Annotated in this window: 24 protein-coding genes; 16 read left to right on the forward strand and 8 right to left on the reverse strand. The window is 64.5% G+C overall.

Going from position 1 to position 25,812, the window contains the following annotated elements:
- The first annotated feature begins 49 nt into the window (after positions 1 to 49).
- The 8 genes from VGN72_06320 (at position 50) to VGN72_06355 (ending at position 7,058) form a co-directional block, all read left to right on the forward strand.
- Complete coding sequence (locus VGN72_06320) at positions 50 to 1,393, forward strand: AAA family ATPase (GenBank protein HEV7298964.1); 1,344 nt, start codon at positions 50 to 52, stop codon at positions 1,391 to 1,393.
- Positions 1,394 to 1,463: 70 nt separating this feature from the next.
- Positions 1,464 to 2,732 carry a tetratricopeptide repeat protein gene (locus VGN72_06325; GenBank protein HEV7298965.1) on the forward strand — a complete coding sequence of 423 codons (1,269 nt, stop codon included), beginning with the start codon at positions 1,464 to 1,466 and terminating at the stop codon, positions 2,730 to 2,732.
- A gap of 42 nt (positions 2,733 to 2,774) precedes the next feature.
- Positions 2,775 to 3,527, forward strand: a complete 753-nt coding sequence (locus VGN72_06330; GenBank protein ID HEV7298966.1) for an SDR family oxidoreductase — start codon at positions 2,775 to 2,777, stop codon at positions 3,525 to 3,527.
- Between the two features lie 10 nt (positions 3,528 to 3,537).
- Positions 3,538 to 4,203 (forward strand): hypothetical protein, encoded by a 666-nt coding sequence (locus tag VGN72_06335; protein ID HEV7298967.1) that lies wholly within the window; start codon positions 3,538 to 3,540, stop codon positions 4,201 to 4,203.
- 141 nt (positions 4,204 to 4,344) lie between these two features.
- Positions 4,345 to 4,704: a nuclear transport factor 2 family protein gene (locus VGN72_06340; GenBank protein ID HEV7298968.1), complete on the forward strand. Its 360-nt coding sequence runs from the start codon at positions 4,345 to 4,347 to the stop codon at positions 4,702 to 4,704.
- Positions 4,705 to 4,823: 119 nt separating this feature from the next.
- Complete coding sequence (locus VGN72_06345) at positions 4,824 to 5,081, forward strand: hypothetical protein (GenBank protein ID HEV7298969.1); 258 nt, start codon at positions 4,824 to 4,826, stop codon at positions 5,079 to 5,081.
- A 179-nt stretch (positions 5,082 to 5,260) separates the two neighbouring features.
- Positions 5,261 to 6,193 carry an AraC family transcriptional regulator gene (locus VGN72_06350; GenBank protein ID HEV7298970.1) on the forward strand — a complete coding sequence of 311 codons (933 nt, stop codon included), beginning with the start codon at positions 5,261 to 5,263 and terminating at the stop codon, positions 6,191 to 6,193.
- A 16-nt stretch (positions 6,194 to 6,209) separates the two neighbouring features.
- On the forward strand, positions 6,210 to 7,058 hold the full coding sequence (locus VGN72_06355) for a phytanoyl-CoA dioxygenase family protein (GenBank protein ID HEV7298971.1): 849 nt from the start codon (positions 6,210 to 6,212) through the stop codon (positions 7,056 to 7,058).
- An 89-nt stretch (positions 7,059 to 7,147) separates the two neighbouring features.
- Here VGN72_06355 and VGN72_06360 read toward each other — a convergent pair whose 3' ends face one another.
- From VGN72_06360 to VGN72_06370, 3 genes are all read right to left on the reverse strand, one after another.
- Positions 7,148 to 7,318, reverse strand: a complete 171-nt coding sequence (locus VGN72_06360) for a hypothetical protein (protein HEV7298972.1) — start codon at positions 7,316 to 7,318, stop codon at positions 7,148 to 7,150.
- Positions 7,319 to 7,580: 262 nt separating this feature from the next.
- Positions 7,581 to 8,708 carry a deoxyhypusine synthase gene (locus VGN72_06365; GenBank protein HEV7298973.1) on the reverse strand — a complete coding sequence of 376 codons (1,128 nt, stop codon included), beginning with the start codon at positions 8,706 to 8,708 and terminating at the stop codon, positions 7,581 to 7,583.
- Between the two features lie 226 nt (positions 8,709 to 8,934).
- Complete coding sequence (locus VGN72_06370) at positions 8,935 to 9,804, reverse strand: hypothetical protein (protein ID HEV7298974.1); 870 nt, start codon at positions 9,802 to 9,804, stop codon at positions 8,935 to 8,937.
- Between the two features lie 149 nt (positions 9,805 to 9,953).
- Between VGN72_06370 and VGN72_06375 the strand changes: the two genes are divergently transcribed.
- From VGN72_06375 to VGN72_06385, 3 genes are all read left to right on the forward strand, one after another.
- Entirely contained in the window at positions 9,954 to 10,310 is a 357-nt protein-coding gene (locus VGN72_06375) for a hydrogenase maturation nickel metallochaperone HypA (GenBank protein HEV7298975.1), read from the forward strand.
- Positions 10,297 to 10,998: a hydrogenase nickel incorporation protein HypB gene (gene hypB, locus VGN72_06380; protein HEV7298976.1), complete on the forward strand. Its 702-nt coding sequence runs from the start codon at positions 10,297 to 10,299 to the stop codon at positions 10,996 to 10,998. The genes VGN72_06375 and hypB overlap by 14 nt, the downstream gene beginning before the upstream one ends.
- Positions 10,999 to 11,526: 528 nt before the next feature.
- Positions 11,527 to 11,721 (forward strand): hypothetical protein, encoded by a 195-nt coding sequence (locus VGN72_06385; protein HEV7298977.1) that lies wholly within the window; start codon positions 11,527 to 11,529, stop codon positions 11,719 to 11,721.
- Positions 11,722 to 11,834: 113 nt separating this feature from the next.
- Here VGN72_06385 and VGN72_06390 read toward each other — a convergent pair whose 3' ends face one another.
- Both VGN72_06390 and VGN72_06395 read right to left on the reverse strand, forming a co-directional pair.
- Positions 11,835 to 12,638, reverse strand: coding sequence for a hypothetical protein (locus VGN72_06390; GenBank protein ID HEV7298978.1), 804 nt, complete (start codon positions 12,636 to 12,638; stop codon positions 11,835 to 11,837).
- Positions 12,639 to 12,905: 267 nt separating this feature from the next.
- Positions 12,906 to 13,733 (reverse strand): hypothetical protein, encoded by an 828-nt coding sequence (locus VGN72_06395; protein ID HEV7298979.1) that lies wholly within the window; start codon positions 13,731 to 13,733, stop codon positions 12,906 to 12,908.
- 69 nt (positions 13,734 to 13,802) lie between these two features.
- Here VGN72_06395 and truB point away from each other — a divergent pair, with 69 nt between their 5' ends.
- The 5 genes from truB (at position 13,803) to sdhA (ending at position 18,499) form a co-directional block, all read left to right on the forward strand.
- The gene (truB, locus tag VGN72_06400; GenBank protein ID HEV7298980.1) at positions 13,803 to 14,537 is read left to right on the forward strand and encodes a tRNA pseudouridine(55) synthase TruB; all 735 of its coding nucleotides are present in this window, start codon (positions 13,803 to 13,805) and stop codon (positions 14,535 to 14,537) included.
- Positions 14,538 to 14,568: 31 nt separating this feature from the next.
- Positions 14,569 to 15,282, forward strand: a complete 714-nt coding sequence (locus tag VGN72_06405) for a hypothetical protein (GenBank protein HEV7298981.1) — start codon at positions 14,569 to 14,571, stop codon at positions 15,280 to 15,282.
- Positions 15,283 to 15,430: 148 nt separating this feature from the next.
- Positions 15,431 to 15,907, forward strand: a complete 477-nt coding sequence (locus VGN72_06410; GenBank protein HEV7298982.1) for a DinB family protein — start codon at positions 15,431 to 15,433, stop codon at positions 15,905 to 15,907.
- A 17-nt stretch (positions 15,908 to 15,924) separates the two neighbouring features.
- On the forward strand, positions 15,925 to 16,569 hold the full coding sequence (locus VGN72_06415) for a Uma2 family endonuclease (GenBank protein ID HEV7298983.1): 645 nt from the start codon (positions 15,925 to 15,927) through the stop codon (positions 16,567 to 16,569).
- A 25-nt stretch (positions 16,570 to 16,594) separates the two neighbouring features.
- Positions 16,595 to 18,499 (forward strand): succinate dehydrogenase flavoprotein subunit, encoded by a 1,905-nt coding sequence (gene sdhA / locus VGN72_06420; GenBank protein ID HEV7298984.1) that lies wholly within the window; start codon positions 16,595 to 16,597, stop codon positions 18,497 to 18,499.
- 718 nt (positions 18,500 to 19,217) lie between these two features.
- Here sdhA and VGN72_06425 read toward each other — a convergent pair.
- From VGN72_06425 to VGN72_06435, 3 genes are all read right to left on the reverse strand, one after another.
- Positions 19,218 to 20,624: a cation:proton antiporter gene (locus tag VGN72_06425; GenBank protein ID HEV7298985.1), complete on the reverse strand. Its 1,407-nt coding sequence runs from the start codon at positions 20,622 to 20,624 to the stop codon at positions 19,218 to 19,220.
- Positions 20,625 to 21,047: 423 nt separating this feature from the next.
- Entirely contained in the window at positions 21,048 to 22,091 is a 1,044-nt protein-coding gene (locus VGN72_06430; protein ID HEV7298986.1) for a Gfo/Idh/MocA family oxidoreductase, read from the reverse strand.
- Between the two features lie 1,341 nt (positions 22,092 to 23,432).
- The gene (locus tag VGN72_06435; GenBank protein ID HEV7298987.1) at positions 23,433 to 25,808 is read right to left on the reverse strand and encodes a glycosyltransferase; all 2,376 of its coding nucleotides are present in this window, start codon (positions 25,806 to 25,808) and stop codon (positions 23,433 to 23,435) included.
- Between the last annotated feature and the right edge of the window lie 4 nt (positions 25,809 to 25,812).

A 25,812-nucleotide genomic window follows, 5' to 3' on the forward strand; every position in this document is an offset into this window, starting at 1 on the left:
GGGTGTCGGGCGATACACTTGGCGTCTCTGTTCCATCGGAAAGGGGACGATGTCATCATCAGACGCCACGTTGAACGCGTTGCGCGAGGCCCTGAAGCTCTCGCCAGATAACCTGCCGCTGCGCCTGCACTTGGCGCAGTCGCTGTTGAACCTGGGCCACGCCGAGGAGGCCGAGCGCGAGTTTCGGGCCGCCATCCAGCAGTCGCCGCAGAACGCGGACGTAAAGGTGGGCCTGGCGACGGCGTTCAGCCATCAGGGCAAGAACTCCGAAGCGATGGTGATTGTCGAAGACCTCATTAAAGCGACCGACTGCCCCGCGGCCGCCAACGTGCTGTACGCGCGACTGCTGGTGAAGGCGGGTGACGTCGAGCGGGCCGTGCGGCAGTACAAGCGCGGCATTGAAAAAGACCCCGCCTCGGCCGATGTCGAGCTCGCCGCCCGGCTGGGCATCAATGCCCGCCCGGAGGAGAGCGACGTGGTCGACGGGAAGGTGCGCGCCACCTGGGACGGTGGCGACACCGACGCGCCCGCCGAGGTGGAACGCCCCACGATCCGCTTCAAGGACGTGGGCGGCATGGAAGCGCTGAAGGAAGAGATCCGCCTGAAGATCATCCACCCGCTTGAGCACGCCGACCTCTACAAGGCGTACGGCAAGGCGATCGGGGGCGGCATTCTGATGTACGGCCCGCCGGGCTGTGGCAAGACGCACCTCGCCCGCGCCACCGCCGGTGAGATCGACGCCGGCTTCATCGCCGTCGGCATCTCCGACGTGCTGGACATGTGGATCGGCAACAGCGAGAAGAACCTTAACGCCCTATTCGAGCAGGCGCGCCGCGCCAAACCCTGCGTGCTGTTCTTCGACGAGGTGGATGCCCTCGCCGCCAGCCGGGCGGACATGCGCACGAGCGGTGGCCGGCACCTCATCAACCAGTTCCTGTCCGAGCTGGACGGCGTGAAGTCGAACAACGACGGTGTGCTCGTGCTGGCGGCCACCAACGCCCCGTGGCACGTCGACCCGGCCTTCCGCCGGCCCGGGCGTTTCGACCGCATCCTGTTCGTGCCCCCGCCGGACGCGCCGGCGCGGGCGGGCATCCTGCGCATCCTGCTGGCCGGCAAGCCGGTGCAGGACGTCGACCACGACGCCGTCGCCAAGCGCACGGCCGAGTTCAGCGGCGCCGACCTGAAGGCCGTGGTCGACCAGACCATCGAGGCCAAGCTGCGCGAGGCGATGAAGGCCGGCCTGCCCAAGCCCATCACCACCAAGGACCTGCTGGCCGCCGTGCCGTTGGTGAAGCCCAGCACGCGCGAATGGTTCAGCGCGGCCCGCAACTACGCGCTCTACTCGAACCAGGGCGGCACGTACGACGACATCCTGAAGTACATGAAGACGTAGCGCCGGGCTCGTCGCGCGTGGTAGTGGTGATCGCACAGTTCGCTCAATCGATTCAACGGGTTCCCGGCCGATGGCACTTTCCCCACAGATGCAGCGTGCGTTCGTCCTGCAGCAACAGAACCGTCACGTCGACGCCGAGCGCGAGTTGCGCCAACACCTGGCGACCGACCCGCGCGACGCGTACGCCCACGCGATGCTCGCCGACTCGCTCGTCGAGCTGTCGCGCTTCGACGAGGCCGAACAGGAGGCGAAGGAGTCGATCGGCATCGCGCCCGACGAGGCGTTCGGTCACGCGGTGATGGCGCGCCTGCTGCGGGCGCGCAACCGCTTCAAGAGCGCCGAGATCGCGATACGCGAGGCGATCGCCATCGATTCGAACAACCCCAGCTACTTCGCGATCTTAGCCGCCACCCTGCTCGACCTGCGCCGCTGGCGCGACGCGCTCGACGCCGCCAATGAAGGCCTGGCCATCGACCCAAAGGATTCCGGCTGCCTGAACCTGCGCGCGATGGCGCTCACGCAGCTCGGCGACCGCGACGCCGCCGCCAGCACCACCGAGGGCGCGCTGGCCGACGATCCGGAGAACGCGCTGGCCCACGCGACGCACGGCTGGACGCTGTTGCACCAGAACGACCCGCGCCGTGCGATGGAACACTTTCGCGAAGCGCTGCGGCTCGACCCGACCATGGATTACGCCCGTACGGGCATCCTGGAATCGATGAAGGCGCGGAACCCGTTTTACCGGCTGATGCTCCGGTACTTCCTGTTCATGTCGCGCCTGGACTCCCGCGTGCAGTGGGGCATCGTGCTGGGCGGGTTCTTCGGCGCCCGCATCCTTCGCTCGGCGGCCAACCGCAACCCCGACCTCGCCCCGTTCATCTGGCCGGTCCTCATCCTCTACATCGCCTTCGCGCTCAGCACGTGGCTGGCGCCGTCGCTGTTCAACCTGCTGCTGCGCCTTCACCCGTTCGGTAAGCACGTGCTGGACGACGACGAACGGCGCGTGTCGACGCTTACCGGTATCGCGCTCGGAACCGCGGCGATCTTCGGCGTCAGCTACCTCGTCACCGGGGCGCTCTGGGCGCTGATCGCAGGCGTGGTGGGCCTGCTCGTCTCGCTGCCGCTGTCGCGATACAACCAGTGCCACGTGGGCTGGCCCCGCCGGGCGATGGTCGGCATCTTGGTCGTGCTGGTCACGCTCGGCCTGACCGCCAGCGCGTTCACGTTCAACGACCCCGAGGACTCGCGCGGCTCCACGTTCTTCACGATCTTCATCTACGGCTGTCTGCTGTCGCAATTCGGCGCCAGCGCGCTGAACGGCATCCGCCCTGAGCGATGAACCGCCCTTGACCGCCGCCGTTCGCCGCGGCACCGTACGTCGATGCTGAACGGAAAAGTCGTCATCGTGACCGGTGCGGGCCGTGGGATCGGGGCCGCCATTGCGCGGGTGTGCGCCAAGCACGGCGCGAGCGTGGCGATCAACTACGCCGTCAGCCGCGACAAGGCCGAGGCGGTCGCGGCCGACATTCGCGCCACCGGTGGCACCGCCCGCACCTACGCCGCCGACGTGCGCGATGCCACCGCGGTGAACGCGATGGTCGCACAGGTCCACGCCGATTTTGGCCGCATCGACGGCGTCGTCAACAACGCGATCGCCGGCCGGCAGCACGGCTCGCTCGACGTCGCGACCGACGCCGACTACGACACGGCGTTCGCCTTCGGCTGCCGCGCCGTCATCAACACCACCAAGGCCGTCCGCCCGATCTTCAAAGCCCAAGGCGGCGGGCGCATCGTCAACATCGTCACCGAACTCTGGAACGTCGCCCCGGAAAACTGGTCCGTCTACATGGCCGGCAAGGGCGCGATGATCGGCGTCTCCCGCTCGCTCGCGCGCGAACTCGGCCCCGAGCAGATCACCGTCAACATGGTCGCCCCCGGCTGGATGATCGACGAAAAGGTCGACCTCACCGCCGACGGCCCCCAGGGCTATGCCAAGTCCACCCCCCTCCGCCGCCAGGGCAGCGCCGACGAGATCGGCAACGGCTGCGTCTACTTCCTAAGCGAACTGGCGGGGTTCGTTACGGGGGCGTACTTGCCGGTAACGGGCGGGCGGGTGGCGCAGGTGGGGACGTGATGGCCCCCCCGTGAACGGCCATGCGTTTGGCAGCCCGATGCTGATGTTGTTACCTACAGAACACTTCAACCTAGCCGAGCCGGCGTGGCCCACCGTCGCCTGCTTTTTGCTCTATGTGCTGTGCATTTTTCCGGCCGGCGTGTTTCTGTTGCGGGCGGGACTGGCACGGCGCCGGCTTTCGGTAAGGGCGCACCGCCGCGGGTTCGATGATGGGCAGTTGGCACGCGCGGCCGTCAGGATCGGGCTCGGCCATGAATTGAAGGATACGAAAAGCTTCGACGCCTTTCGGCGACAGCGTCGGTCCGCTGGCCTTTCGAACGTCTTCCTCGGGCTGTTCGCCGTGGTGATGAGCACCGCGGCGGTGCTCTGGATTCCGTGGGGCGAACCGGCTCGATTGGCCATCACGCCCGCGGAGTTCATTTTGGATTACCGATGGCCGCGACCCGATCGACGGGTGCTCGTCAACTCGATCACAAACGTTGACTACCACACGATCAAGGGGCCACGCCGCAGACGGACCACAACCGAGCTCCGCGTGACGCTCCGAGACGGCGAACGGCTGGACATAAAGCCCCACGGCTACAGTGGCAGCTTCGCCACCCTACGCGCCGCAGCCGCAGTGCTGGCCGAACGGGCAGGCCTGCCCTTGGAAAAAACAGTGTTGGACCAGCGTTGACGCAGCGCCCCGGCGGTTGCATAACCGCTCGTGCTAGTGGACCGGCACCGCGTCGTAACCGTTGAATCGACCGAGCTCGTAGACGGGCGGCGTACCACCCGTGGCTCGCGGCATCGCATCGACCAGAAGAAGGATCCTCCCATGTCAGCCAACAACAAAGCCATCCTCCAACGAGCCAATGCGGCAATCACGCGCGGCGACCACGAGGGGTTCCTTGCCCACTGCACTGAGGACGTCGAATGGACGTTCGTCGGCGACCGAACGCTGACGGGAAAGGCCGCCATCCGCCAGTACATCAACGAGACGTACCTCGAGCCGCCCCAGTTCGACGTCGCCCACCTGATCGCAGAGGGCGACACCCTCGTGGCGACCGGCCAAATCGCGATCAAGGAGGCCAACGGCACCAAAGTCCATTTCGCCTACTGCGACGTCTGGCGCCTCCGCGAGGGCCAACTGGCCGAACTCACCGCATACGTCGTCGAAATCAAACGGGAAGGTTAGGACGGCGACTCGAAAAGACCTCGTCGCCCGTATCATCGGACACCCGTAATCAGCACGGGCGGCGTACCGCCGTTGGCACCCGGCGTCCGGTCGGCTCGCTATTCGATCAGGAGTTCGACATGACTGACGTAATGGGACTATTCGGCGTCGTGCTCACGGCGTTCCTCGTCTATTGCGCGTGCAGGATCGCGAGCCGGATGGGCTATAGCGGGTTCGCTGGCCTGCTCCTGCTGATTCCGTTCGTGAATATGGTCACGTGGGTGGTGTGGGCGTTCAACGAGTCGCCCAACGAGCGTAAGCTGCGAAGCCTTCGCGCCGAGTTGGCGCGACGCGATGGGCCGCGGGTGGAAGGCGCATTGCGCGGCATGGATGGATAACCCACTGCCGAAGCAGCCCGCGAGGCCGTTGCACGTCCGCGCGTGGCCGAGCGGTTTGTCGACAGGATCAATCGGCCCCGCAGAACTACAGCGAACATCCCGCCTTACGTTACCGAGTTGGTGTCCTCTTCAGGATGTCCCAGATATCATTCGAAGTGCGCGCGGGTTCCGCATCAGCCATGGTCGCACCTTTGGATACGGCACGCCCCACCTTCCTGCCACTACCGGACTCGCTGGGATGCGCGTTGACGCAACCCGCCGGGTCGACCGGGTGGCATACTCACCCGTTTGACGAACTGTGCCTGATCGACACGACCTCCACAACCATCGGTCACGCGGGTCGCAAGCGGGTTGCCGGCCCGGGCACGCTGTTCCTCTTCAAGCGTGGCGAACAGCACGGCTACTGGAACACGGCGTCGCAGTCGCCGCGCCTTTGGGTCATCCACTACCGCGGGGACGAGTCGCTCTACGCCGCAATGCCTCACTTGCTGCACCGGCAGCCCGGGCGTCGCATCTGGCGATTGTCGGACGAGCGGGCCGAGGCGTTCAAGGCGATGCACGTCAAAATCAGCATCGAGCGCGCCCGCGAACGGACCGGCGCAGAGGCGGCCCAGTCAGCATGGCTGCGTCTACTGCTCGTCACCGTCGCACGCTGGAGCGCAACGGCATCGACCACGAGGGCCAGCAACGACGCGGCGGACGTGGCGTCGCCCAAACTGATGGACGCCGAACTGTTGCAACTGTGGCGCATCGTCCACGACTACACCGGCGACCCCGCCGGACTTAGTAGCGAGATCAGGTCGGAGATTCCCAACTACGATTCGCTGCGCCACCGCTTTCGCAAAGCCGTGGGTGAATCGCCTACAAAAATGTGGGCCAAACTTCGGATGCAGCAGGCCCAGAACCTGCTCCTGGAGTCGAACCTGAGCATCAAGGAGATCGCCCATCGCGTCGGGTATGCCCGGCAACACGAATTCACCCGCGCGTTCAGCCATCGGTTCGGCCTGCCGCCCACCGCGTGGCGCGACGCCACGTATTCCACGCCGGCGACAACAGGTTCCACGGCGGCTAAAGCACGCCGCGCCACCGGAGCACATACTGCGATCACCTAACCACAAGGAGCATCGCATGTCACTGTCGTCCGATCAGATCGCATCGTTCAAGTCTCACGGATACGTAGTCGCCCCGGGCTTCTTCTCGCCAACCGAGGCCCGCGCCATGCAGCTGGAAATCGAACGCTTCAAGCGCACGGGCCTCGTGCGCAACGTCGCGACTGAGGGGGATGGGAAGACGACCTCGCAGAGCAAGCGCAACCTGCAACTGTGCCCCATGTTCGACAAGAGCGACCTGTTCAAGGCGCTGCCGTTCGACGCGCGCGTCGCCGCCGCCGTGTCGTCGCTCATCGGCTTGCCCGCCCGGCTGCACCTGGACCAGGTCTTCCTCAAGCCGGCCGGCGACGGCGCCGGCACCAGCTGGCATCAGGACAATGCCTACTTCCACCTTGCCAACCCCATGCAGGGCACCGCGATGTGGATCGCCGTGCACGATGCGACGATCGCGAACGGGACGATGGAGGTGATCCCCGATGTCTTCCTCGACAAGCTCGAGCACAAGCGCGACGCCGGCAGCGACCATCACGTGCGATGCTATCCGGACGAAGCCAAAGCGGTCCCGCTCGAGCTGAAGGCCGGCGGCGCCGTGTTCTTCTGCTACGGCACGCCCCACTGCACCCGCGGCAACACCACCGACCGCGACCGCGCCGGCGCCGCGTTCCACTTCCTCCGCACCGACGCGAACGACGGCGCCTATATGAAACAATGGGGCTCCGCCAAGCCCGGCAATCCCCACATCACCGGTCCGCTGGCATCGGACGGCGTTCAGGAATACGGCAAGCGCATGTCCGGCGCGTTCAACCGCGAGGTCGCCGCGATCATCGAAGCCGCCCCGGCGATGAGCCCGGCGACGGCGATCGTCTGATCCCAATGAACAACCCACCGAAGACCCGGTTGCCAAGATACCTGTCGCTGAACCAGGCGGCGTGAGGGACGCGGCGAGGAACGGCGGGGTTACAAGTCAGGTTCTGCTGCTTCGACATCGGCGCGGTTGTGGGGAGGTAGATAGAGACCAATGAGCAGTTGTTCCATCATGAGCGCCTTGCGAGCGGGCGTTAGCTTCATCGGTCCCGGATCGATGATGCCGGGATCATTACGCTGCGCCGGATTTCCTTCGACGGCCATGGCTGTTGCGAAGCAGGAGGGTCCATCACGAGTATGAGTTGGAGCGACTCATGTTTGCTTCGAGAAGCGATCGCTCGCGATGAATTTGGGAGCATTCAGGTCGAAGAGGCGTTGCGGCGATACTTTCTGGCGAACAAGGACGTCATCTGGACAGATGCGCTCGCGGAAAACGACTTAATTTGACCGGACCCTACAAAAAAGCCCTGCCGACGTTTCCGTCGGCAGGGCTTATCAATTCAAATATGAACAAACGACCGTCGCCCTACGCGGTGGCCGTCGCCGTCTCGAGCAGCTCGTTCCACTTCTTAGCCGTACGCGTCTTCCAGCTGCCCTTGTGGTAGGCGTAGCCGACGATCATGGGGACGGCCAGCGTGGCCTCGCTGAAGACCATCTGTTCGTAGGCGGTGCTGACCTTGCCCCAGCTGCTCGCTTCCTTCAGGGTGCTGCTGGAGAGGGCGCCATCGCGAACGTCGGCGATGGTGACCTGGATGGCGTACTTGTGCATCGGGGCGTCGTGGCCGAGCACCTCGGCGCACACCACGATGTCCTGGGTGAAGTTCTTCGGCACGCCGCCGCCGATCATGAAGATGCCCGTGTTGGGGTTCTTGATCTTCAGCTGGGTCAGTTCGTAAAAGTCCTTGCCGCCGTCCCAGGTGGCGGTGCGGGCGCTGTCGTAGCCGCGGTTGACGGCGTGGTAGACCAAGCCGAACCCAGCCGAGCAGTCGCTGAACGCCGGGCAGAAGATCGGGATCTGCCGCTTGTAGCACTCGTAGATGATGCTGTCGGCGCACTTGGGCCCGCCGTTGTCGTCCAGGTGCTTGCCGAGCTGCCGGATGAACTCGCGGCTGCTGTGCGGGCCGGCTTCCATCTCGTCGAAGGCCTTCTGGGTGGCCTCGTCGCAGAGGCGCAGCTCTTCCTCGTCGATGAGCGTGTCGTAGATGCGGTCGATCGCGTGCTCGCGCAGCTCGTTGTCGAACAGGCCGCTCTTGAGCTTCTCCTCAGCGATGTAGTGCTTGAAGCCGAGGGCCTCGAAGAAGTCCTGGTCGACGATGTTGGCGCCGGTGCTGACGATGGCGTCGACCATGTTGTTCTTGACCATGTCGACGATCACCTTCTTCAGCCCGGCCGAGATCAGCGACCCGGCGAGCGTGAGGATGATGCCGCAGTCGTTTTCCTTCAGCATGCGGTCGTAGATGTCGGCGGCGCGGTTGAGGTCGCGGGCGCTGAAGGCCATGTTGGCCATCTGCTCGACGACGTTGGCGATGGCCGGGTTCTTCGTCACGTCGATGTGCTGAATTTCGCCGAGCGAGAAGAAGTGCTTCTTCGCTTCGGAACCGGTGTGCTGCGCCTTGAGGGGCGTAACGTTGAGGTAGCTGTTTTCCTGATTCATGGGCCAACTCCTTTGTGTGCCGAGACGGTTCAAACGTCTCGCAACGGGAACAAGACAACTTCGGTGGTTTCCCGCGTTCCGTCACCGGCCAAAACAAGGCCGGCTGATAAAACGAAGAAACCACCGCGTCTCGCTACGGTGTGCATCGCGACATTCGCGACGACACCCGCCATTGCGAGTCGGGGTGGCTTTGACAGGAATATTATGACGGAAACGCGGTTTTAGTTCAATGAAAATCGGGTGTGGGGGAAGTTAATTTTGGGGCTGGCGATGACTCGATCATGTGACGCTTGGCAGCGGCGTCTAATGCCGCGAGTTCCACAGTCAACGCATCGGGCGGCGCGGGTGGCACGGCCGTGCCGCATTCAGGGCAGATGCCACTGAGGTTGCCGGTGAGGTCGTAGTTGCACTGCAGACAACGCGTAAAATCACGTGGCTTGCGAAGCAGGTGCCGCAACCAGAACAGCGTTACGACCGTTGCAGCGACAGCCCAGATCCAAAACTCCAGGCGCATCCAGAAGTGAGACCAATTCACGAACGCGTCGGGCGTCAGCAATCCCGCAGCGGACCACACGATCGCGATGATGAGCAGGCCGCTGACCGAAGGGATCGGACGCAGCCGATGCCAGAATACCGCCGCGAGAAATACGCCTGCGAACCATAGTGTGGCCGCGGTATACATCGTTCGCTGCCGGACGTCCTCCACAAGGTCGAAGTGTGCCGGCGGCGCAGGCCAGTTTCGGACGAACTGGAGGGTGCCGTATCCGGAGACGCGTCCGTCGAGAAAGGAAACTGAGATTATCGCTCCCGAGCGAGGATCTTCAACGAACCCCTCCTCCTTCATGAACGTTTGACCGTCCTTCGATTCGATTGCGACCGGCGGGCGGATCTTAAACACATACTGCGGGAACACCCGCTGAACTTCGGTCAAGGACATACGCCCCCGCTCCCCGCGGGCGAAGTTGTCGAGCATGTCGCTGGACGCCTTCGCCGCGTCGTTGCTTGCCTTTCGGTGCAACGCTGGCAGCTGCGCCACCTTGACATTTTGCCATGCCTTCACGCTCGTCAGTGAAACGATCACGAGCAGTGCCAGCACGAACGGCCGCGTCATCACTCGCCCAGCAGGTTTCGTTTCGTTCACCGGCTCCCCCTTTCTCGGAGTCCAACGCTCTGCCGTCCCTGTTGCTGAATCCAACTCAGTATATATGACGCCCGCCCTCCCGTGTGCTCTAATCCGCGGTCGGCATGCACGAACTTTCCGTGGCACAGGAACTGGTGGAACTCGTCGAGTTGCAGTTGGCCGACAGCGGGCCGATCAAGGTGAACAGCGTGCTGCTGCGGATTGGGCCGTTGTCGGGCGTGGTGCCGCAGGCGATGCGGTTCGCGTACGATGCGGCCACGGCCGGCACGCGGTTGGCGGGGTCAAGCTTGCAGATCGAAGAGGTCGCGCCGGTCATCTTCTGCCAGCCGTGTAATCAGGAGCGGGCGCTGCCCAGCATTCAGCGGATGCGCTGCCCCGTGTGCGATGCCCCTGCGGCCGACGTGGTTCGCGGGCGGGAATTGGAAGTCGTGAGCGTAGAGGTGATCGATGACGATCGTTAACTCCCCCCGAATCGTGCAGGTGCGCCAGCAGGTGTTGAAGAAGAACGACGTGCTGGCCCGGCAGTTGCGCGAGCGCTACGCGGCGGCGGGCGTGTTCGTCGTCAGCCTTGTTTCATCGCCGGGGTCGGGCAAGACGACGTTCTTGCGCGAGACGCTTCTCCGGCTGGTTGGAAGCTATAAGGTGGCGGCGCTGGTGGGCGATCTGGCGACGCAGAACGACGCCAACCGGCTGGCCGAGAGCGGCGCGCCTGTGCGGCAGATCGTCACGGGCACGGTTTGCCATCTGGAAGCGGAAATGGTCGAACAGGCCACCGCGGCGGCGGGATGGGCGCTGGAAGATCTGGACTTCCTGTTCGTCGAGAACGTCGGCAACCTCGTCTGCCCGGCCAGCTACGATTTGGGCGAAGACCTGCGCGTCGTGCTGCTGAGCACCACCGAGGGGGAAGACAAGCCGCTGAAGTACCCGACGATCTTCAACACGTCGGACATGGCCATCATCACCAAGTGCGATATCGCGGACGCCGTCGGATTCGACCGGGCCGCGGCCCTGGCGTCCATCGACAGCGTGCGGCCGGGCCTGCCCGTGCTCGAACTGTCGGCCAAGACCGGCGCGGGCGTCGACGCTTGGATGGACCTGTTGAAGGCGCGCCGAACGGGAAAAACCGTAACCGTAGCAGCGACGATCTGACGGATAGCCGCGCGGGTGCGACCCACCGAGACGGCGAAACGGGCCGGGGTCCGATAGAAACCGCACTGGTCGGTCTGCCTCGCGATCCGCCCCCGTCGCCCCCTCGCTCTCGTACCGTTCGTTCGCCGCGGAGCGTGTGATACGTTGTGCGGGGAAGGCGACACTTTCCTCGGGTCAAACGGAATCTTCCTCGGGGAAGGCGAAACTTTCCTCGGGTCAAACGGAATCTTCCCCGGGTAAAACGAAACTTTCCCCGGGTCAAATGGAATCTTCCCCGGGTAAAACGAAACTTTCCCCGGGTAAAATGGAATCTTCCTCGGGTAAAACGAAACTTTCCCCGGGTAAAATGGAATCTTCCTCGGGTAAGACGACACTTTCCTCGGGTAAAATGGAATCTTCCTCGGGTAAGACGACACTTTCCTCGGGTAAAATGGAATCTTCCCGGGGCAAAGTGATGCTTTCGTCCGGTAACGTGACGCATTGCCTGGGATACGGTCACACGCTCTAACTTGGATCAGGATGAAATTGATGAAACTCCGAAGGCTCTCGGTCGTGCCCGCGTTCGTCTTAGCCAGTGCGCAATATGCGGCGGCGCACAGTGGCCACTCGCACGAAGGCGTGCCGGGCGGCGAGTCGCACGTGGCCCTGCTGATGGCTGGCGGCGTCGCCGTCGCGCTGGCGGTGGCCGCGGTCGCGTACCGCTGGGGAAGCCGGCAGCGGTAGCTTTATTTGGAACGTGGTGCCACGGGCGGGTTGATCGCCGGTGACATCGTTATAAAGCAAGACACGGGCGGACAAGCCGCCGGTGGCACACGATCCGCGTTTGGGCGCCGAAGCTACTCGACGGGCTTCCCCTTCACCGTCAGCCGCGTGCGGTGGCCGAACCACGATCGGTTGCCGTCGCCGTACTGTTTCTCCATCGTCGCGACGACGTCGGTCATGGTGCCGGTGGCGGGCACCCAGCCGCCGGTGATGTCGGGGAAGTCGGTCTTGCAGTTGTCGCACTTCTTGCCGTCGTAGAAGCGAATGGGGCACCAGAACGACTCGACGTTGCGCAGCATCTCGGCCCCCAGCGAGTAAACGCCGGTCATCCAGTCGCAGTACAGGCACCAAATGAGGTCGTGCCCCACCAGCCCCTCGAACTTTTGCCGCGAGACGTTGATCCACTCGCTCTGCTTGTACTTCGGGAAGCCCAGCAGCGCCGGCAGCGTCCAATAGATCGCAAATTCTGCGATGCGGATAAACCAGAACGCCGGCAGCGCGATCAGCGTGACCCAGAGTGCGATGTGGTTGCGCCCCCGCCCCACCGTGCGGTTGATGAACTTCACGATGCGCGGCCCCTTGGCGGCCTCGCGGTGCATCATCTCGTGAGCAAAGCACCAGCCCGCCAGCACGATCGCCTGCCCGACGATGCTGCCGAGCATGCCCAGCCAACCGAACGCGATGCCGCAGGCCACCCACGGCAGCCAGGTGAAGGTTGCGACCACAAGATCGAGCAGCGGCGCCTTGGCGAACCGGTCGGCGACCGATCGGCCGGTCGTACCAAGGCGTGGCACGAGGGTCAGCCAAGCGGCCAGCGAACCTAAGACAAGCGCGGTGAGTGCAATCGAAAGCAGGAAGCGCGTCAGCGGATGATCCATCGGCGCATCATCCGGCGACCGCGGGGGAATGTCTATCTGCGCGGGCGATGGCGCGAGATGGACGTCGCGGCGAGCGTACGTACTCTCGGCTGCGGCCGCCTCGGCCATGGCATGGGCGTCTCGCCCATGCCTGTGGATTGGAATGGGAAGTCCTTTTAGTGGCAGTTTGCTTCGACTGAGCTATTCGTTCCCAACTCTATCTTCGGCCCCCACTACATGCATGGGCGAGATGCCCATGCCACGGCCGGAGCGATATTCCGCTTGGCATCACCGCTTGGACTTGCGAGCCCGCTTGGGTTCCGACTTGGGGCGTTTGGCGGGCGCCTTCACAACACGCTTGGCGGTCTTCTTCACCACCTTCACCCCCGCGGCGTCGCGGGCGCTGGTGAACGAGCCGAACAGGCGGACGCAGGCGCCGTAGAGGGCGCTGTTCTCGGTGCGCACGACCGAGTCGGAGACGTGCGTGCCGGCGCGCTTCATGGACCGCAGGGCGGCCGTCACCTCAGCCTTCGTCCACGTGCGACGCCGGCGGACGGCGTCGGGGTCGACCTTCGCGCCGCGCAGCGCCTTATCGTAGTCACCAAAGTGTCGGACGGCGGCGGCGTGCAGGCCGGGATCTTCCGTTTGCAACGCGCCGCTGTTAAGGGCCTGTCCATCGCGCCCGCGGGCCTTCAGCTCGAAGACGATCGTGTTCTTGTCCCACTTGCGGTAGCGGTTGACCTCGTCGGCATCCAGCCCCGCGGCGTGCAGCGCGCGGTCCCAGCTGCCGAACAGGCGCGGCTGAAGCGAAGCGAACGCCGCCTTGCCCAGTTCGTCGCGACGCTTGGTGATGCTGGACCAGTTCAGGTCGTGCCCGTCGCGCTTGCCCTTCTTGATCTGCGTGATGATCGCCTGCCGAGTCCAGCGCGGCCGGCGGATGATCTCGGCGTAGTCCAGCCCGGCCTTCTCGACCGCCCGGCGGTAGGACCCGAAGTGGTACGCCGACGCCGACACGATCGCCTGCTGGCGTTTGGCCAGGCGGTTGTACGACAGGTCGACGCCCTGCTTGTGCAACTTGCGGAGCGTTTGAATAATCGACGCTTTGTTCCAAACCATGTTGAAGGATCCCCTTGGGGTGCGTGCGCGACTGCGTTTTGTCGGTTCGCACCATAGAATGAGTCTGCGATGGACGCAACTGTCAACGGCATCCTGAATGTAGATAAACCGCAGCGCCTCAGCAGCGCCGCCGCCGTGGGCCGCGTGAAGTGGCTGCTCGGCAAGAAGTACAAGGTCGGCCACGCCGGCACGCTCGACCCGTTCGCAACTGGGGTGCTGCTGATTTTGGTCGGCCGGGGGACGAAGCAGTGCGAGGCGCTGATGGGTCAACCGAAGCGGTACGTGGCCACGATCAAGCTCGGCGCCACGACGCCAACGCTCGACCCGACGAGCGAGGAGATCGCTCAACCGGTGAACGAGCCGATCAGTCGAGCCGCGGTGGAGGCGGCGCTGCCGTCGTTCGTGGGCAACGTCCTGCAACAGCCGCCGGCGTTTAGCGCGCTGAAGCTGGGTGGTCGATCCGCGTACAAACTGGCCCGCATCGGCGAGGTGGTGGAACTGCAGCCGCGGCACGTGCGGGTGTATTCGATCGATCTGCTGGACTACGCGTGGCCCTTCGCGACGGTCGACGTCCACTGTGGCCGGGGGACCTACGTACGGGCGTTGGCGCGCGACATCGGGCAGCATCTTGGCGTGGGTGGCTACCTTTCCGCCCTGCGCCGGACGGCGGTCGGTGCGTACAGGGTCGACCAATCGGTGCCGCTGGACGCCCTCACCAGCGGTGACGATGTGCTCCGCCAGATGACCGCGCCGCCGCGTCCGGAGGGTTCAATCCTTTTACCTGACCCGTCGGACTCCCTATAATCGGCCGCGCTCTCAACAAAGGATCTCATTCGTGTCGACGGCCACCGCTACTGACTACACCGTTCCGGAAATTGGCGGCAGGAATCACTTCCTGCTGCGTCGCCTTCACTCGCTGACCGGCCTCGTCTTCGGCGGGTACCTCGTCGTCCACCTGCTGATCAACGCCACCATCGCCCAGGGTGGGCAGGTCTACCAGAACCAGGTGAACAAGATCCACGAGCTGCCCGGCCTGCCGGTGATCGAGTGGACGTTCATCTACCTGCCGATCATCTACCACACGGTCTACGGCATCTGGATCGCCATCACCGGCATGCCCAACGCCGGGCGCTATCGCTACGGCAAGAACTGGGCGTACGTCGCCCAGCGCATCAGTGGCATCGTGATCGTGTTCTTCGCGTTATTTCACGTTTTGTCGCTGAAATACGGTCTTTTTGGAGACAATTTGAAGTTTGTGCCCGGCCGGGCACTGCCGACGGTCGTGCAGCACTTTGATGCCGGTTGGTGGGTCGTCTGGCTGGTCTACCCGATCGGCATTCTGGCCAGTTGCTTCCACCTGGCCAACGGCTTCTGGACGGCCGCCATCACCTGGGGCCTGACCGTCAGCGCCCAGGCGCAACGCCGTTGGGGCGTGGCGTGCGTGGGCATCTTCGCGATCACGCTGCTGGCCGGCATGGCGGCGCTGGTGTCCGGCGCACGCATGTCGATGGATGACGCAGAGGCAACCCTGCTGATAGTGGACCACTAGGCGCGGGGCATTCGGCGCAACGCGCCGCCTGCGGATTGCGGTTTAGCCGATTCGATTCTGGACGGGCAAACCGCGAGCGGCGAACGACGCCAGACGCAGTTGGAACGCAATCGTCCCGCACGTTTTGAAAGCACAGAAGGATCGGCCGATGTCCTACGATCAACTGATTCACGATTACGAAGTGGGCGGCGAAAAGCTGCGGAACGCGATCAAGGGCGCGACGCCCGAAGACCTGCTAGCCTATCCGCTGCCGGGCACGTGGTCGATCCACGAGATCGTCATCCACATGATGGACAGCGACCTGATCGGCACCGAACGCATGAAGCGCACGATCGCACAAGACAAGCCGCAGCTCATCGGCTACGACGAGTCGGCGTTCATCAAGCACCTGTACCCGGCCGAGCAATCGGTCGACGACGCGCTGGCCATCTTCGACCTGAACCGCAAGATGTTCACCCGCATCCTGCGCCGCCTGCCCGCCGAGGCGTTCGAGCGTACGGCCAACCACAACGAGCGCGGCGTGGTGACGCTGGGCGAACAACTGAAGAGCTACGTGAACCACCTGGACCACCACATCAAGTTCATCATCGACAAGCGCGAGATGCTGGGCAATATCATGTGGTAGAAACGAGGCACCCGGTCATGCGAATCGACATACCAGTCCTCCACGGTCATCAGGCCGACCACATCGTCTTCCGCGACCGGACCTGGGACTTCTACGAGTCGGTCCTGCGCGATTACGACGAGGCGCCGACGCGCGTCAACTTCGATGGGAGCACGCTGGAGATCATGACGCTATCCATCGAGCACGAGGCGTTCAAGGAGTTCATCGGCCGCATGATCGGCGAGATCGCGATGGAGTTTCAGGTCGCGATGCGTAGCCGCGGCTCCACGACGCTCCAGTTGCGGTCCATTGAGAAGGGCTTGGAGGCGGACCAATGCTTTTGGATCCAGCATCAGGCCGCCGTACGCGACGTCCGCAGGCTGGACCTGACGATTCATCCGCCGCCCGACCTCGTCGTCGAGGTGGACATCACGCATGCCGTCGTTGATCGCGAGTCGATCTACGCGTCGCTGGGCGTGCCGGAGATGTGGCATTTCGACAACCGCACGACGCTCAGCGCGTGGAAGCTGGTCGACGGCGTATGGGACCGGGTGGAACACAGCGTCGCGCTACCGATGATCCGCGTCGCGGAGCTAAACGTGTTTCTCGAACGCATTCCGTTAGAGGATGACACTACCGTACTGACCGACTTCCGCGCCTGGCTGCGCACGCTGCCTCGCTAATTCCGACGAAGGATATAATTTCACCATGGCACTCCCCACAAAAAAACGCGTCATCGTCGTCGGCGGCGGCCTCGCCGGTCTGGCCTGCACGATCAAGCTGGCGGAACTCGGCGTGGCGGTCGATCTGTTCTCGATGGTGCCGGTGAAGCGCTCGCACAGCGTCTGCGCGCAGGGCGGCATCAACGCATGCAACGACATCGCGCGTCAGCAAGGGTACAGCGAGTGGATTCACTTCGACGAGACCGCCCTTGGCGGCGACTTCCTCGCCGACCAGCCGCCGGTCATGGAGATGACCAGCTGGGCGCCGAAGATCATCGATCTGCTCGACCGCATGGGCGTTCCGTTCAACCGCACGCCCGAGGGCCAGCGCGACCTGCGCCTGTTCGGCGGGTCGCTGTTCAAGCGCACGTTCTTCGCCGGCGCCACCACGGGCCAGCAGCTGCTGTACGCCCTGGACGAGCAGACGCGCCGCTGGGAGAGCGAAAAGAAGGTCAACAAGTTCGAGTTCTGGGAGTTCCTCTGGCCGGTGCTGGAGAACGGCCAGTGCGTCGGCATCGTGGCTCAGGACATGCGCACGATGCAGATCAAGGCCTTCCGTGCCGATGCCGTCGTGATGGCCACCGGTGGCAACGGGCTGGTCTTCGGCAAGAGCACGATGTCGGTCATCTGTACCGGCGGCGCGGTGGCGCGCTGCTACCAGGCCGGCGCCAAACTCGGCAACCCTGAGATGATCCAGGTCCACCCCACCGCCATCCCGGGTGAGGACAAATGCCGCCTGATCAGCGAATCGGCCCGCGGCGAAGGTGGGCGTGTCTGGGTGCCGCGCAAGGCGCAGGACACCCGCCCGCCGAACAGCATTCCCGAAGCCGAACGTTATTACTTCCTGGAAGAGCGATACCCCAAGTACGGCAACATCGTGCCGCGCGACATCGCGACCCGCGAGATCTTCGAGGTCTGCCAGCAGGGTCTGGGCGTGGGCGGCGGCAACATGGTCTACCTCGATCTGCGCGACAAGGTGCGCGAGATCGGCCGCGAGAAGGTGCTCGGCAAGTTGGAAGGCATCCTGGAGATCTACGAGAAGTTCGTCGGCACCGATCCGCTCGACGAGCCGATGAAGATCTTCCCGGCCGTCCACTACAGCATGGGCGGCATGTGGGCGGGCTTCAAGAAGGACGAGAAGACCGGCGGCCTGAAGGCGGGCGACCCGGCCAACATGATGACCAACATCCCCGGCCTTTACACGATGGGCGAGGCATCGTTCGCCTACCACGGGGCCAACCGCCTTGGCGCCAACAGCCTACTGAGTTGCATCTTCGACGGCCTGTTTGGTGGGGGCTGCATCAAGAATTACATTACCGATGCCGCCAAGGTCGCCGCCGCCGACGTGCCGCAAAGCACCTACGACGCCGTCGTGCAGCAGGAGAACGACCGGCAAACGAAGCTGATCAACAGCACCGGCGATGAGAACCCCTACCTGCTCTGGCAGGAGATGGGCAAGTGGATGACCGACTACTGCACGGTCGTCCGCCACAACGACAAGCTGCAGGCCACGCTCGATCGCTGCCAGGAATGGAAGGCCCGCTACGAGCGCGTGAAGCTGTCCGACACCGGCATGTGGACGAACCAGAACCTGTCGTTCGCCCGCGCCACGCGCGACATGATCTTGCAGGCCGAGGCGGTGCTGAAGGGCGCGCTGCTGCGCAACGAGAGCCGCGGCGCCCACTTCAAGCCCGCCTTCCCCGACCGCCTCGACGGCGAGTTCCTGAAGGCCACCATCGCCACGTTCGACCCGGCCACCGGATCGGCCCAAATCAGCTACGAGCCGGTCGACACCAGCCTGGTCACCCCCCGCGCCCGCACGTACGGCAAGACCGCCGACAAGAAGCCCGAGACCAAGCAGACCGCCACTGCAGTGGCGAGCGTCGTGTGAGGTTCAACGCGGCGCAACCGGTAGATGAAGGGCAGGCCTTGGTGCCTGCCCTTTTTCGTCCTCTTCTGTAGGACAGGCATTCCTGCCTGTCTCTCAGGGCGTCCGCCTCTCCCCCCGTATTCTTTCTTCCCATCTTCTGTGGCACAGGCATTCTTGCCTGTGTCTCTTCTGTCTCCTGTCTTTGCATTGGGTGGGCCGGACATTCTTGTCTGTCTCTCTGCTACTGCGTGGTATGACTGAAGAGAACGCGAAGGCGCGATGGCGCGAAGGAAGCCGCGAGGAGAATCGCCGCGCGTTGCGCTGATTCCACCTCAATCGCGCAGCGCGAGCGTAGAAATGGATAGCGTGCTCTTTGACAACTGAATAGCGGACCTGATGAGCCTCACCAGCGACTGATTCGACCACCCGATGTTGCATAATGGTGCACGGATTCGCGTGTTGCCTTACCCAGACCGCCGCGGCGATACCGGTTCGCGCTACCTTCTCCGTCTTCCTTCGCGTCCGGCTTCGCGCCTTCGCGACTTCGCGTCTCTTTTGCGTTTGAGTAAGCGCAACGCAAAGAGAGAGAGACAAGAATGTCCGCCCCACCGAAGACAGAAGAGAAGAGACACAGGCAAGAATGACTGTGCCACAGAAGAGAGAATACGGGGGGAGAGGGGACGCCCTGAGAGACAGGCATTCCTGCCTGTCCTACAGAAGACGATCGCGTCGCCCCCGCTCACACGCCCCGCTCTTCCGCCGCCTTCGATCGGGCGTCGGCGCGGCGTTGGCGGCGGTCGTCGTAGCGGGTCATCAGGGGGGTCACCGAGATGCCGTGAACGGTGATCGACACCGCGATGGTCGTGAAGACGATCGCGGTCAGCAGCGTCGCGTGGTCGGGCGACAGGCCGTGGTTGATCCCGTACATCAGGTAGTAGATCGACCCGATCCCCCGAATGCCGAACCACGCGATCAACCGCCGCTGCGACGGGCGCATCGGCATGCGGCTGGTGGTGACGTAGACCGCCAGCGGGCGCAGGACCAGCAGCACCGCGGGAATGAACCACAGCCCGTGCCACGACAGCGTCGTGCGCGTCAGCATGCCACCGAGCAGGATCACCAGCGCAACCTCGGCGGCGCGCTCGAGCTTCTCGACGAACGACAGCATCATCGTCGCCATGAACGGCGCGGCCTGTTCCGGGTCCGTCGCCGCGGGCTGCCCGGTGCGGGCGGCGGCGGGGTCGATATGCATCTTCTCGTCAGCGGAGGTCTCCTCTCCTTCGGCGCGATGGACATTGGCCTCGCCGGGCGGCTCGTTCGGGGTGCCGATCGCGTCGCGCGCCTCCACGCGCCGGATCGCCACGCCGGCGGCGAACGCGGCCAGGAAGCCGTAGGTGTGCAGTTCCAGCGCCACGCCGTACGACAACGCCAGCAGGCCGAGCGCCAGGTAGTCGTCGGTCCCCACCGATTCCTGCCGGTGCCGGCGGAGGTACAGGATCAAATGACCGACGAGCGTGCCCAGGATGCCCCCGATCGCCAGCCCACCGGCGATCATCCAGACGAGGTCGATCGTGAACCATTTCCACCCGTACGCGCCCAGTTCGTGCAGCCCGGTCAGGCCCAGCCCCAGCATGACGAACGGGAACGCCGTGCCGTCGTTCAGTCCCGCTTCACCGGTCAGGCCCAGCCGCACGCGATCGCGGTCGGCGGCGTGCTCAATCTGCACTTCGGACGCCAACACGGGGTCGGTCGGCGCCAGCACGGCCCCCAGCAGCACGGCCGGGCCGATCGGCAGGCCCAGGAAGAAGTATCCCATCGCCGCGATGCCCGCGACGGTCATCACCATCGCCAGCGACGCCAGGCCCAGCGGCAGGATCCAGTCGCGCGACCACAGCGGCGACCGGAACTTCATGCCCGCCCCGAACAGCGAGACGATCACCCCGACCTCCGCCAGCCGTTCGAGCAGGTGCGACCACTCCAGCGGTTCGATGTCGATCGCGCCCAGCCCGATCCACGGCCCGAGCAACAGGCCCACGAGCAGGAACAGGATCGTCTGCGTCAACGGCAGCCGGCGCAGCGTCGAGTCGCCCAGCGCGATCGCGGTCAGCACGAGTCCGACGATCAGGTACCAAAGCTCAAACCGCACGCGCACCTTCCTTGTTTGCCGCCCGTGCCATTGTTCACGTGGCGGTACGCATCCTAGGGCGACCGCGCGCGCGTTGGAACGCACGAACCGCGGTCACAATCGCTGTCGCGGCGGGCTCCGTGGGCAACAACGTGCGTCACGCCCAGATGCGCTAGCGGGTCTATCTGATCCCCGCTCCGCACGTAGCATGGGCGTCTCGCCCATGCCTGTGGATTGAAATGAGCATCACGATTCGTGGCGAGCGGTGCTGATCGGGCGGACGGCCACAGAGAGGATCTCCCGGCCTCACTCAGGTCATGGGCGAGACGCCCATGCTACGTGAAGAAGCCGCCCGTCCACTCCACCGCGGCTCGTCGCGAGCACCAAAGAAGAAGGGCAGGCCCGGAGGCCTGCCCCTACAGGCAATCGTGATGGACCGCAGTCTTACTCCACCTTCAGCGTCCGCCCTTCCTTGGCAGCCTTCATGGCGGTCAGGATGACCTTCACCGAGGCCAGCCCTTCGCGGCCGTCGATCGGGGGGCGGGTGTTGGTGGTGATGGACTTGGCGAACATGTTCATGATGCCGCTGCTGACCTGGCGGGTGTTGCTGCCCATCTCGCCGACCTTGTGCAGTTCCTGGTTGCCGTTCTTGTAGTTCACGACCACGCCGTAGCCCGGCGTGTTGCCGATCGACAGGACGCCCTTCTCGCAGTAGATGACGGTCCAGTTGTCCTCGAAGCCGCTGCCGTACATCGTCCAGCTGATCAAAATCGCGCCGACCGCCCCGCCGCTCGTGCGGCAGGTCAGGAAGGCGTTGTCGTCGAGCGCGATAAGCTTGCCGGTGGCGGGGTCGACCTTGTCGATCGTCGCGATCTGCCCGCCAATCTCGGTGATCTCCTGGCCGAGCATCCAGCGCATCAGGTCGATCTTGTGCACGCCCAGGTCACCGGTGACGCCCATGACGGCCAGTTCGGGCTTGAAGAACCAGCTGGCGGCGCCGTCGACGCTCCAGCCGTCAGGGCCGGGGTGCTTGAAGGCGGTTCGGAACGCCAGCACGCGGCCGAGGTCGCCGCGGTCCAGCACCTGCTTGGCCTTCACGTGGGCGCTCATCAGGCGCTGGTTCTGGCCGACCATGAGGAACTTGCCGTGCTTGTCGGCCGCCTCCACCATCTTGGTGGCGTCGGCGATCGTGGTCGCCATCGGCTTTTCCACCAGCACGTGCTTGCCCGCCGCCAGCGCGGCCAGCGTCTGCTCGGCGTGGACGGCGTTGGGCGTGCAGACGGCGACCGCGTCCACATCCGCGTCGATCACCTTGCGCCAGTCCTCAAACGCCTGCTCGGCCCCGAACTTGTCGCCGATCTCCTTGGCCCGCCCGGCCTTCGGGTCGGCCACCGCGATGATCTTCACGTCCGAATGAGCCATCGCCTCCGGCAGGTGACGCCGCTGTGCAATTGCCCCACAACCGATAACGCCGAGTTTGATCGCCATTGTCTTACGTTCCTTCCAGTTCAAGCACGGCCACCGAAACGAGCGGCCCGGGCGGGGAATTATGGGGGAACCGGGCGGGAGCGCCAAGGCGGTTGCGAACGGGGAAGTGGGAATGCGGAAGCCGGAAGTGAAGACGGCAAGCCAGCATTCCTGCCCCTCTCCCGCATGCTCCGGGGGAGGTTGGGAGGGGGCAATTCGAGCGGCAGATGGCCCACCAATGGGCACGAAGGAACACGAATAAGCGAGAATGAACGCGAATCGACGCCCTAGCGCAACCTGTCCTCCCGATGGGAGCCTTGGCGACCGGAGGGATCTCGAAAGACGGACACGTTTCAGCCAATGGGAGATCCCTCAGGTCGCCTTAGGCTCCCTTCGGGATGACATCGGGCGCGGGACGCCACGCCACGGGGTGCCACCGGCGGCTTGCCCGCCCGTGTCTTCCGGCCTTCTATGCATCTAGAGCAACGGACCCTTTCGTGTAGCGGCTTGCTCTCTGGGTGCCACGGTCTGGTACTCCAGGCCGTGTCTTTCTTGGGTAGAGAAGACACGGCCTGGAGTACGAGACCGTGGCACCCGAACGCTACAGCAAGATGCGCTCTGCTCTAAATCACACGGGCAGGCAAGCTGCCCGTGGCACCCCGAAAGCCACGTCCGCTCCCGCACGTCCGGATAACCAAATCCGCATTCTTCCGCGTTAAGCGAGGGGTCGGCCGATCGCTATGGCGGATAACTCAAACCAAAGTGACGATCTGGTGCATCGGATCGTGACTTCGATGCACCGGATTGACGATCTGGTGCATCAACGTGACGAATCGATGCATCACTCCGGCACGTCGATGCATTACGTGATTGACCAAACCGGCCAGGACCGCAAGCTGTCATCCTGATGGGAGCCTTGGCGACCTGAGAGGGTGTTTAGGAGCAAGTTCGCGTCGGCTCCGACCGTAGCATGGGCGTCCCGCCCATGGAGCCGCGGTACCCCGCGGTGTCGGACGGTACGCCGTCCGAGCTAAAGAGCGCAAGCGATCTGCTCGTCGGACTTTTCAGCGGCTCCTTCGCTGGCGCGATTGCTGACTCGGATGGGGTACCATCCGATGCGTCGGCGTACCGACGCCATGGGCGAGCCGCCCATGCTACGTGAAGAGCGAGCCCGGCGGTGTTCTTCAACACCCTCTCTGGATGACGAGCATCCAAACTGGTGTGCTAACGACTACGGTCCCCATTCGTGCTGATTCGTGCCCATTCGTGGGCCCACTACGGTTCAAAAGGCACCCCCACCTAGCCTCCCCCGGAGCATGCGGGAGAGGGACCGGAGCAGACCATCCGCCTTCCACCTTCCCCTCACGCGAACCTTACCTCGATCGCCCCCGTCGGCTTCTCGACACCCTTGCGTTGCAGGGCCATCTCGTGGGCGTCGTGGTAGTGGCTGACCAGGGCGGACCAGTCGAACAGTTCGCCGAGGCGTTCGGTGGCGTTGCGCAGTTCGATGCGCTGGCGGCGGTTCAGTTGGCAGAAGTTGAACAGATGGTCGGCCAGGTTGGCGGTCGTCTCCTCGAAGCTCTTGGTCCGGCGGTTCAGCACGCAGATGCCCTTGTCGCCCACGCGGCTGTTGCCCTTTTCCAGGTGCCGCTGCGTGTAGGCCCCGAAGCCGCTGAGGTCGGACGTGACAGCGGGCAGGCCGAGCGCGATGCACTCCATGGGCGTGTAGCCCCAGGGTTCGTAGTAGCTCGGGAAGACGCCCATGTGACAGCCGCGCACGAAGTTCTCGTAGTCCAAATTCAACAGCGGGCTGGTGGCGGTGACGAACTGCGGGTGGAAGACTATCTTCACCGGGTCGTCCGGCGCGTTGAACAGCCCGCGGTGGCGAATGTGCTTTAAGGTCGGGTCGTTCACGTCATCGACGAGGTCGTGCGTGACCACGGGCGGCAACCGCCCGCTGCGCCACGCGGCGATCGACTGCTTCAGGCGCACGATCGAGTCGTCGTTGAGCAAGTCCTCGTACTTGGGGATGCGCCCGGTGGCGGCGTTCATGAACAGCCGGTGGCCCATGCGGCGTTCGAGCTCGGCGCACCAGTTCTTCAGATCGTCGAACATCGACTGGTTCTGCAGCACGCCGACGTTGATGTTGCGCACCTGCGCCTTGGTGACGATGAACGCCACCACGGTCGGCCGGTCGGGCATCTCGCGCAAGCGCTGGTTCAGGCGGTAGAGCGATTCCAGGAAGAGATCGAAGCCCTTGTTGCGATACTCGTAGCGCCCGCTGGTGAAGAGGTAGATCGTGCGATCGAGGTCGAACGGGGCCGAGGGGAAGAAGTGGCCCATGACGAACTCGTGGATCTTCTCCTTGTTCTGCCGGTGCAAGTGCTGGAACTCGTGCGGGGCGGCGAAGCGCTGGATGTTGAGGCCGTTGGGCAGGATGGCGTCGGCCTTGCGGCCCAGCAGCTTCTCGGCTTCCACGTCCGTCACCTCGCTGACGGTCGTGAAGACCGTGCTGGCGTGGGCGGCGGCCTTCTCGATCTGGTAGCGCGGGTAGATGCCGTACCGCTGCGCCTCGGCCTCGGGGTTGATGTAGGGCAGGTTGTTGTAGAATTCGGGGTTGTCGCTGGCCAAATAGCGGCCCAGCAGCGTCGCGTGCGTCGTGAAGACCGTGGCGACCGGCAACTGCAGGTGCGCGATGCGCGGCACCGCGACGCCGCCCATCCATTCGTGGAAGTGGGCCAAGATCGGGCGGTTCAACCCCGCGGCGCTGAGGTGGCGAAAGAACTCGGTCGTCGCGAAGCCGAACGCGATCACCTCGTTCACCTCGCCGTCGGCCGCCAGCGTGCCGATGCCGTGGTCGTTCCACATCACGAACTTGTCGATGTCGAGCGACGCGTACCGCGCGCGGTAATCGATCAGCAACACGCGCGGCCGGCCGGCGATCAACCAGCGCCCGTAATGGCATGGGATGCCGCTGTCGCGCAGCGCCTGGATGGCCGGTTGCAGGTGCGCGTCGATCGGTGTCTCTTCAAACTCGAATGCAGCGGTCTGGGGGTTGTAGGGACCGATGAGGCAGTACCGGTCGCCCCACCGCTTCTGCATCGCCACCGCCTTGCTGCGAAGCACCGTGTAGATGCCGCCCAGCTGCCAGCAAACCTCCCACGCCACCTCGAACAATAGCGGCGGCAGTTGCACCGGCGCCGGCGGTTCGACGGCGGCGGGTTCGGTGGGCTCGTCGAACGCGGTGGCGGCCTCCTCGGATTCGGGCAGGTTAATGGCCGTATCGCCCGGCGCGGGGGGCGCCGGCGGCGCTGCTTCGGGAATGACCGCGAACGAGACCTCGATCCCCTCATCCTGCGGGACGACCATCTCCTCGACCCCGGGCGACAGTTGGCCCGCCGACGCGCCACCCGCCAGCGCAGCGTCCGCGGTGGATTCGATCGGTGGAACGACGTCGACGACCGCGGGATTGGGCGTGGGAATGGACGAGGGCTCGGTGACAGCACGATGTTCGTTGACCGACTCAGGCGAAGGCGTCTGCGCCGCTGCGACGGGCGCGGGTTGCGCTGGCGGCTGAACCTCGGGCGCGGCGGTTTCGGGGCGCTGCGCCGGTGGGGTCTGATGGAGGGCCGACGCGCCGTTGTTCGTTGCTGCGCGGGTGGAACCAGGGTGGGGGGGTTTCACGCCGCGACCACCGCTCGACTTCACCGCCGCGTTACCGTTCTTTCGCCTCGCCATAGGT

It is taken from the genome of Tepidisphaeraceae bacterium, from assembly GCA_035998445.1.
In the GTDB taxonomy this organism is placed as follows: Bacteria; Planctomycetota; Phycisphaerae; order Tepidisphaerales; family Tepidisphaeraceae; genus DASYHQ01.

What these genes read in the sequence shown, in the direction of transcription:
- VGN72_06320 (HEV7298964.1), top strand. Translation starts at nt 50, where the DNA reads ATGTCATCATCAGACGCCACGTTGAACGCGTTGCGCGAGGCCCTGAAG.
- VGN72_06325 (HEV7298965.1), top strand. Translation starts at nt 1,464, where the DNA reads ATGGCACTTTCCCCACAGATGCAGCGTGCGTTCGTCCTGCAGCAACAG.
- VGN72_06330 (HEV7298966.1), top strand. Translation starts at nt 2,775, where the DNA reads ATGCTGAACGGAAAAGTCGTCATCGTGACCGGTGCGGGCCGTGGGATC.
- VGN72_06340 (HEV7298968.1), top strand. Translation starts at nt 4,345, where the DNA reads ATGTCAGCCAACAACAAAGCCATCCTCCAACGAGCCAATGCGGCAATC.
- VGN72_06345 (HEV7298969.1), top strand. Translation starts at nt 4,824, where the DNA reads ATGACTGACGTAATGGGACTATTCGGCGTCGTGCTCACGGCGTTCCTC.
- VGN72_06350 (HEV7298970.1), top strand. Translation starts at nt 5,261, where the DNA reads ATGGTCGCACCTTTGGATACGGCACGCCCCACCTTCCTGCCACTACCG.
- VGN72_06355 (HEV7298971.1), top strand. Translation starts at nt 6,210, where the DNA reads ATGTCACTGTCGTCCGATCAGATCGCATCGTTCAAGTCTCACGGATAC.
- VGN72_06360 (HEV7298972.1), bottom strand. Translation starts at nt 7,318, where the DNA reads ATGGCCGTCGAAGGAAATCCGGCGCAGCGTAATGATCCCGGCATCATC.
- VGN72_06365 (HEV7298973.1), bottom strand. Translation starts at nt 8,708, where the DNA reads ATGAATCAGGAAAACAGCTACCTCAACGTTACGCCCCTCAAGGCGCAG.
- VGN72_06375 (HEV7298975.1), top strand. Translation starts at nt 9,954, where the DNA reads ATGCACGAACTTTCCGTGGCACAGGAACTGGTGGAACTCGTCGAGTTG.
- hypB (HEV7298976.1), top strand. Translation starts at nt 10,297, where the DNA reads ATGACGATCGTTAACTCCCCCCGAATCGTGCAGGTGCGCCAGCAGGTG.
- VGN72_06385 (HEV7298977.1), top strand. Translation starts at nt 11,527, where the DNA reads ATGAAACTCCGAAGGCTCTCGGTCGTGCCCGCGTTCGTCTTAGCCAGT.
- VGN72_06390 (HEV7298978.1), bottom strand. Translation starts at nt 12,638, where the DNA reads ATGGATCATCCGCTGACGCGCTTCCTGCTTTCGATTGCACTCACCGCG.
- VGN72_06395 (HEV7298979.1), bottom strand. Translation starts at nt 13,733, where the DNA reads ATGGTTTGGAACAAAGCGTCGATTATTCAAACGCTCCGCAAGTTGCAC.
- truB (HEV7298980.1), top strand. Translation starts at nt 13,803, where the DNA reads ATGGACGCAACTGTCAACGGCATCCTGAATGTAGATAAACCGCAGCGC.
- VGN72_06410 (HEV7298982.1), top strand. Translation starts at nt 15,431, where the DNA reads ATGTCCTACGATCAACTGATTCACGATTACGAAGTGGGCGGCGAAAAG.
- VGN72_06415 (HEV7298983.1), top strand. Translation starts at nt 15,925, where the DNA reads ATGCGAATCGACATACCAGTCCTCCACGGTCATCAGGCCGACCACATC.
- sdhA (HEV7298984.1), top strand. Translation starts at nt 16,595, where the DNA reads ATGGCACTCCCCACAAAAAAACGCGTCATCGTCGTCGGCGGCGGCCTC.
- VGN72_06430 (HEV7298986.1), bottom strand. Translation starts at nt 22,091, where the DNA reads ATGGCGATCAAACTCGGCGTTATCGGTTGTGGGGCAATTGCACAGCGG.
- VGN72_06435 (HEV7298987.1), bottom strand. Translation starts at nt 25,808, where the DNA reads ATGGCGAGGCGAAAGAACGGTAACGCGGCGGTGAAGTCGAGCGGTGGT.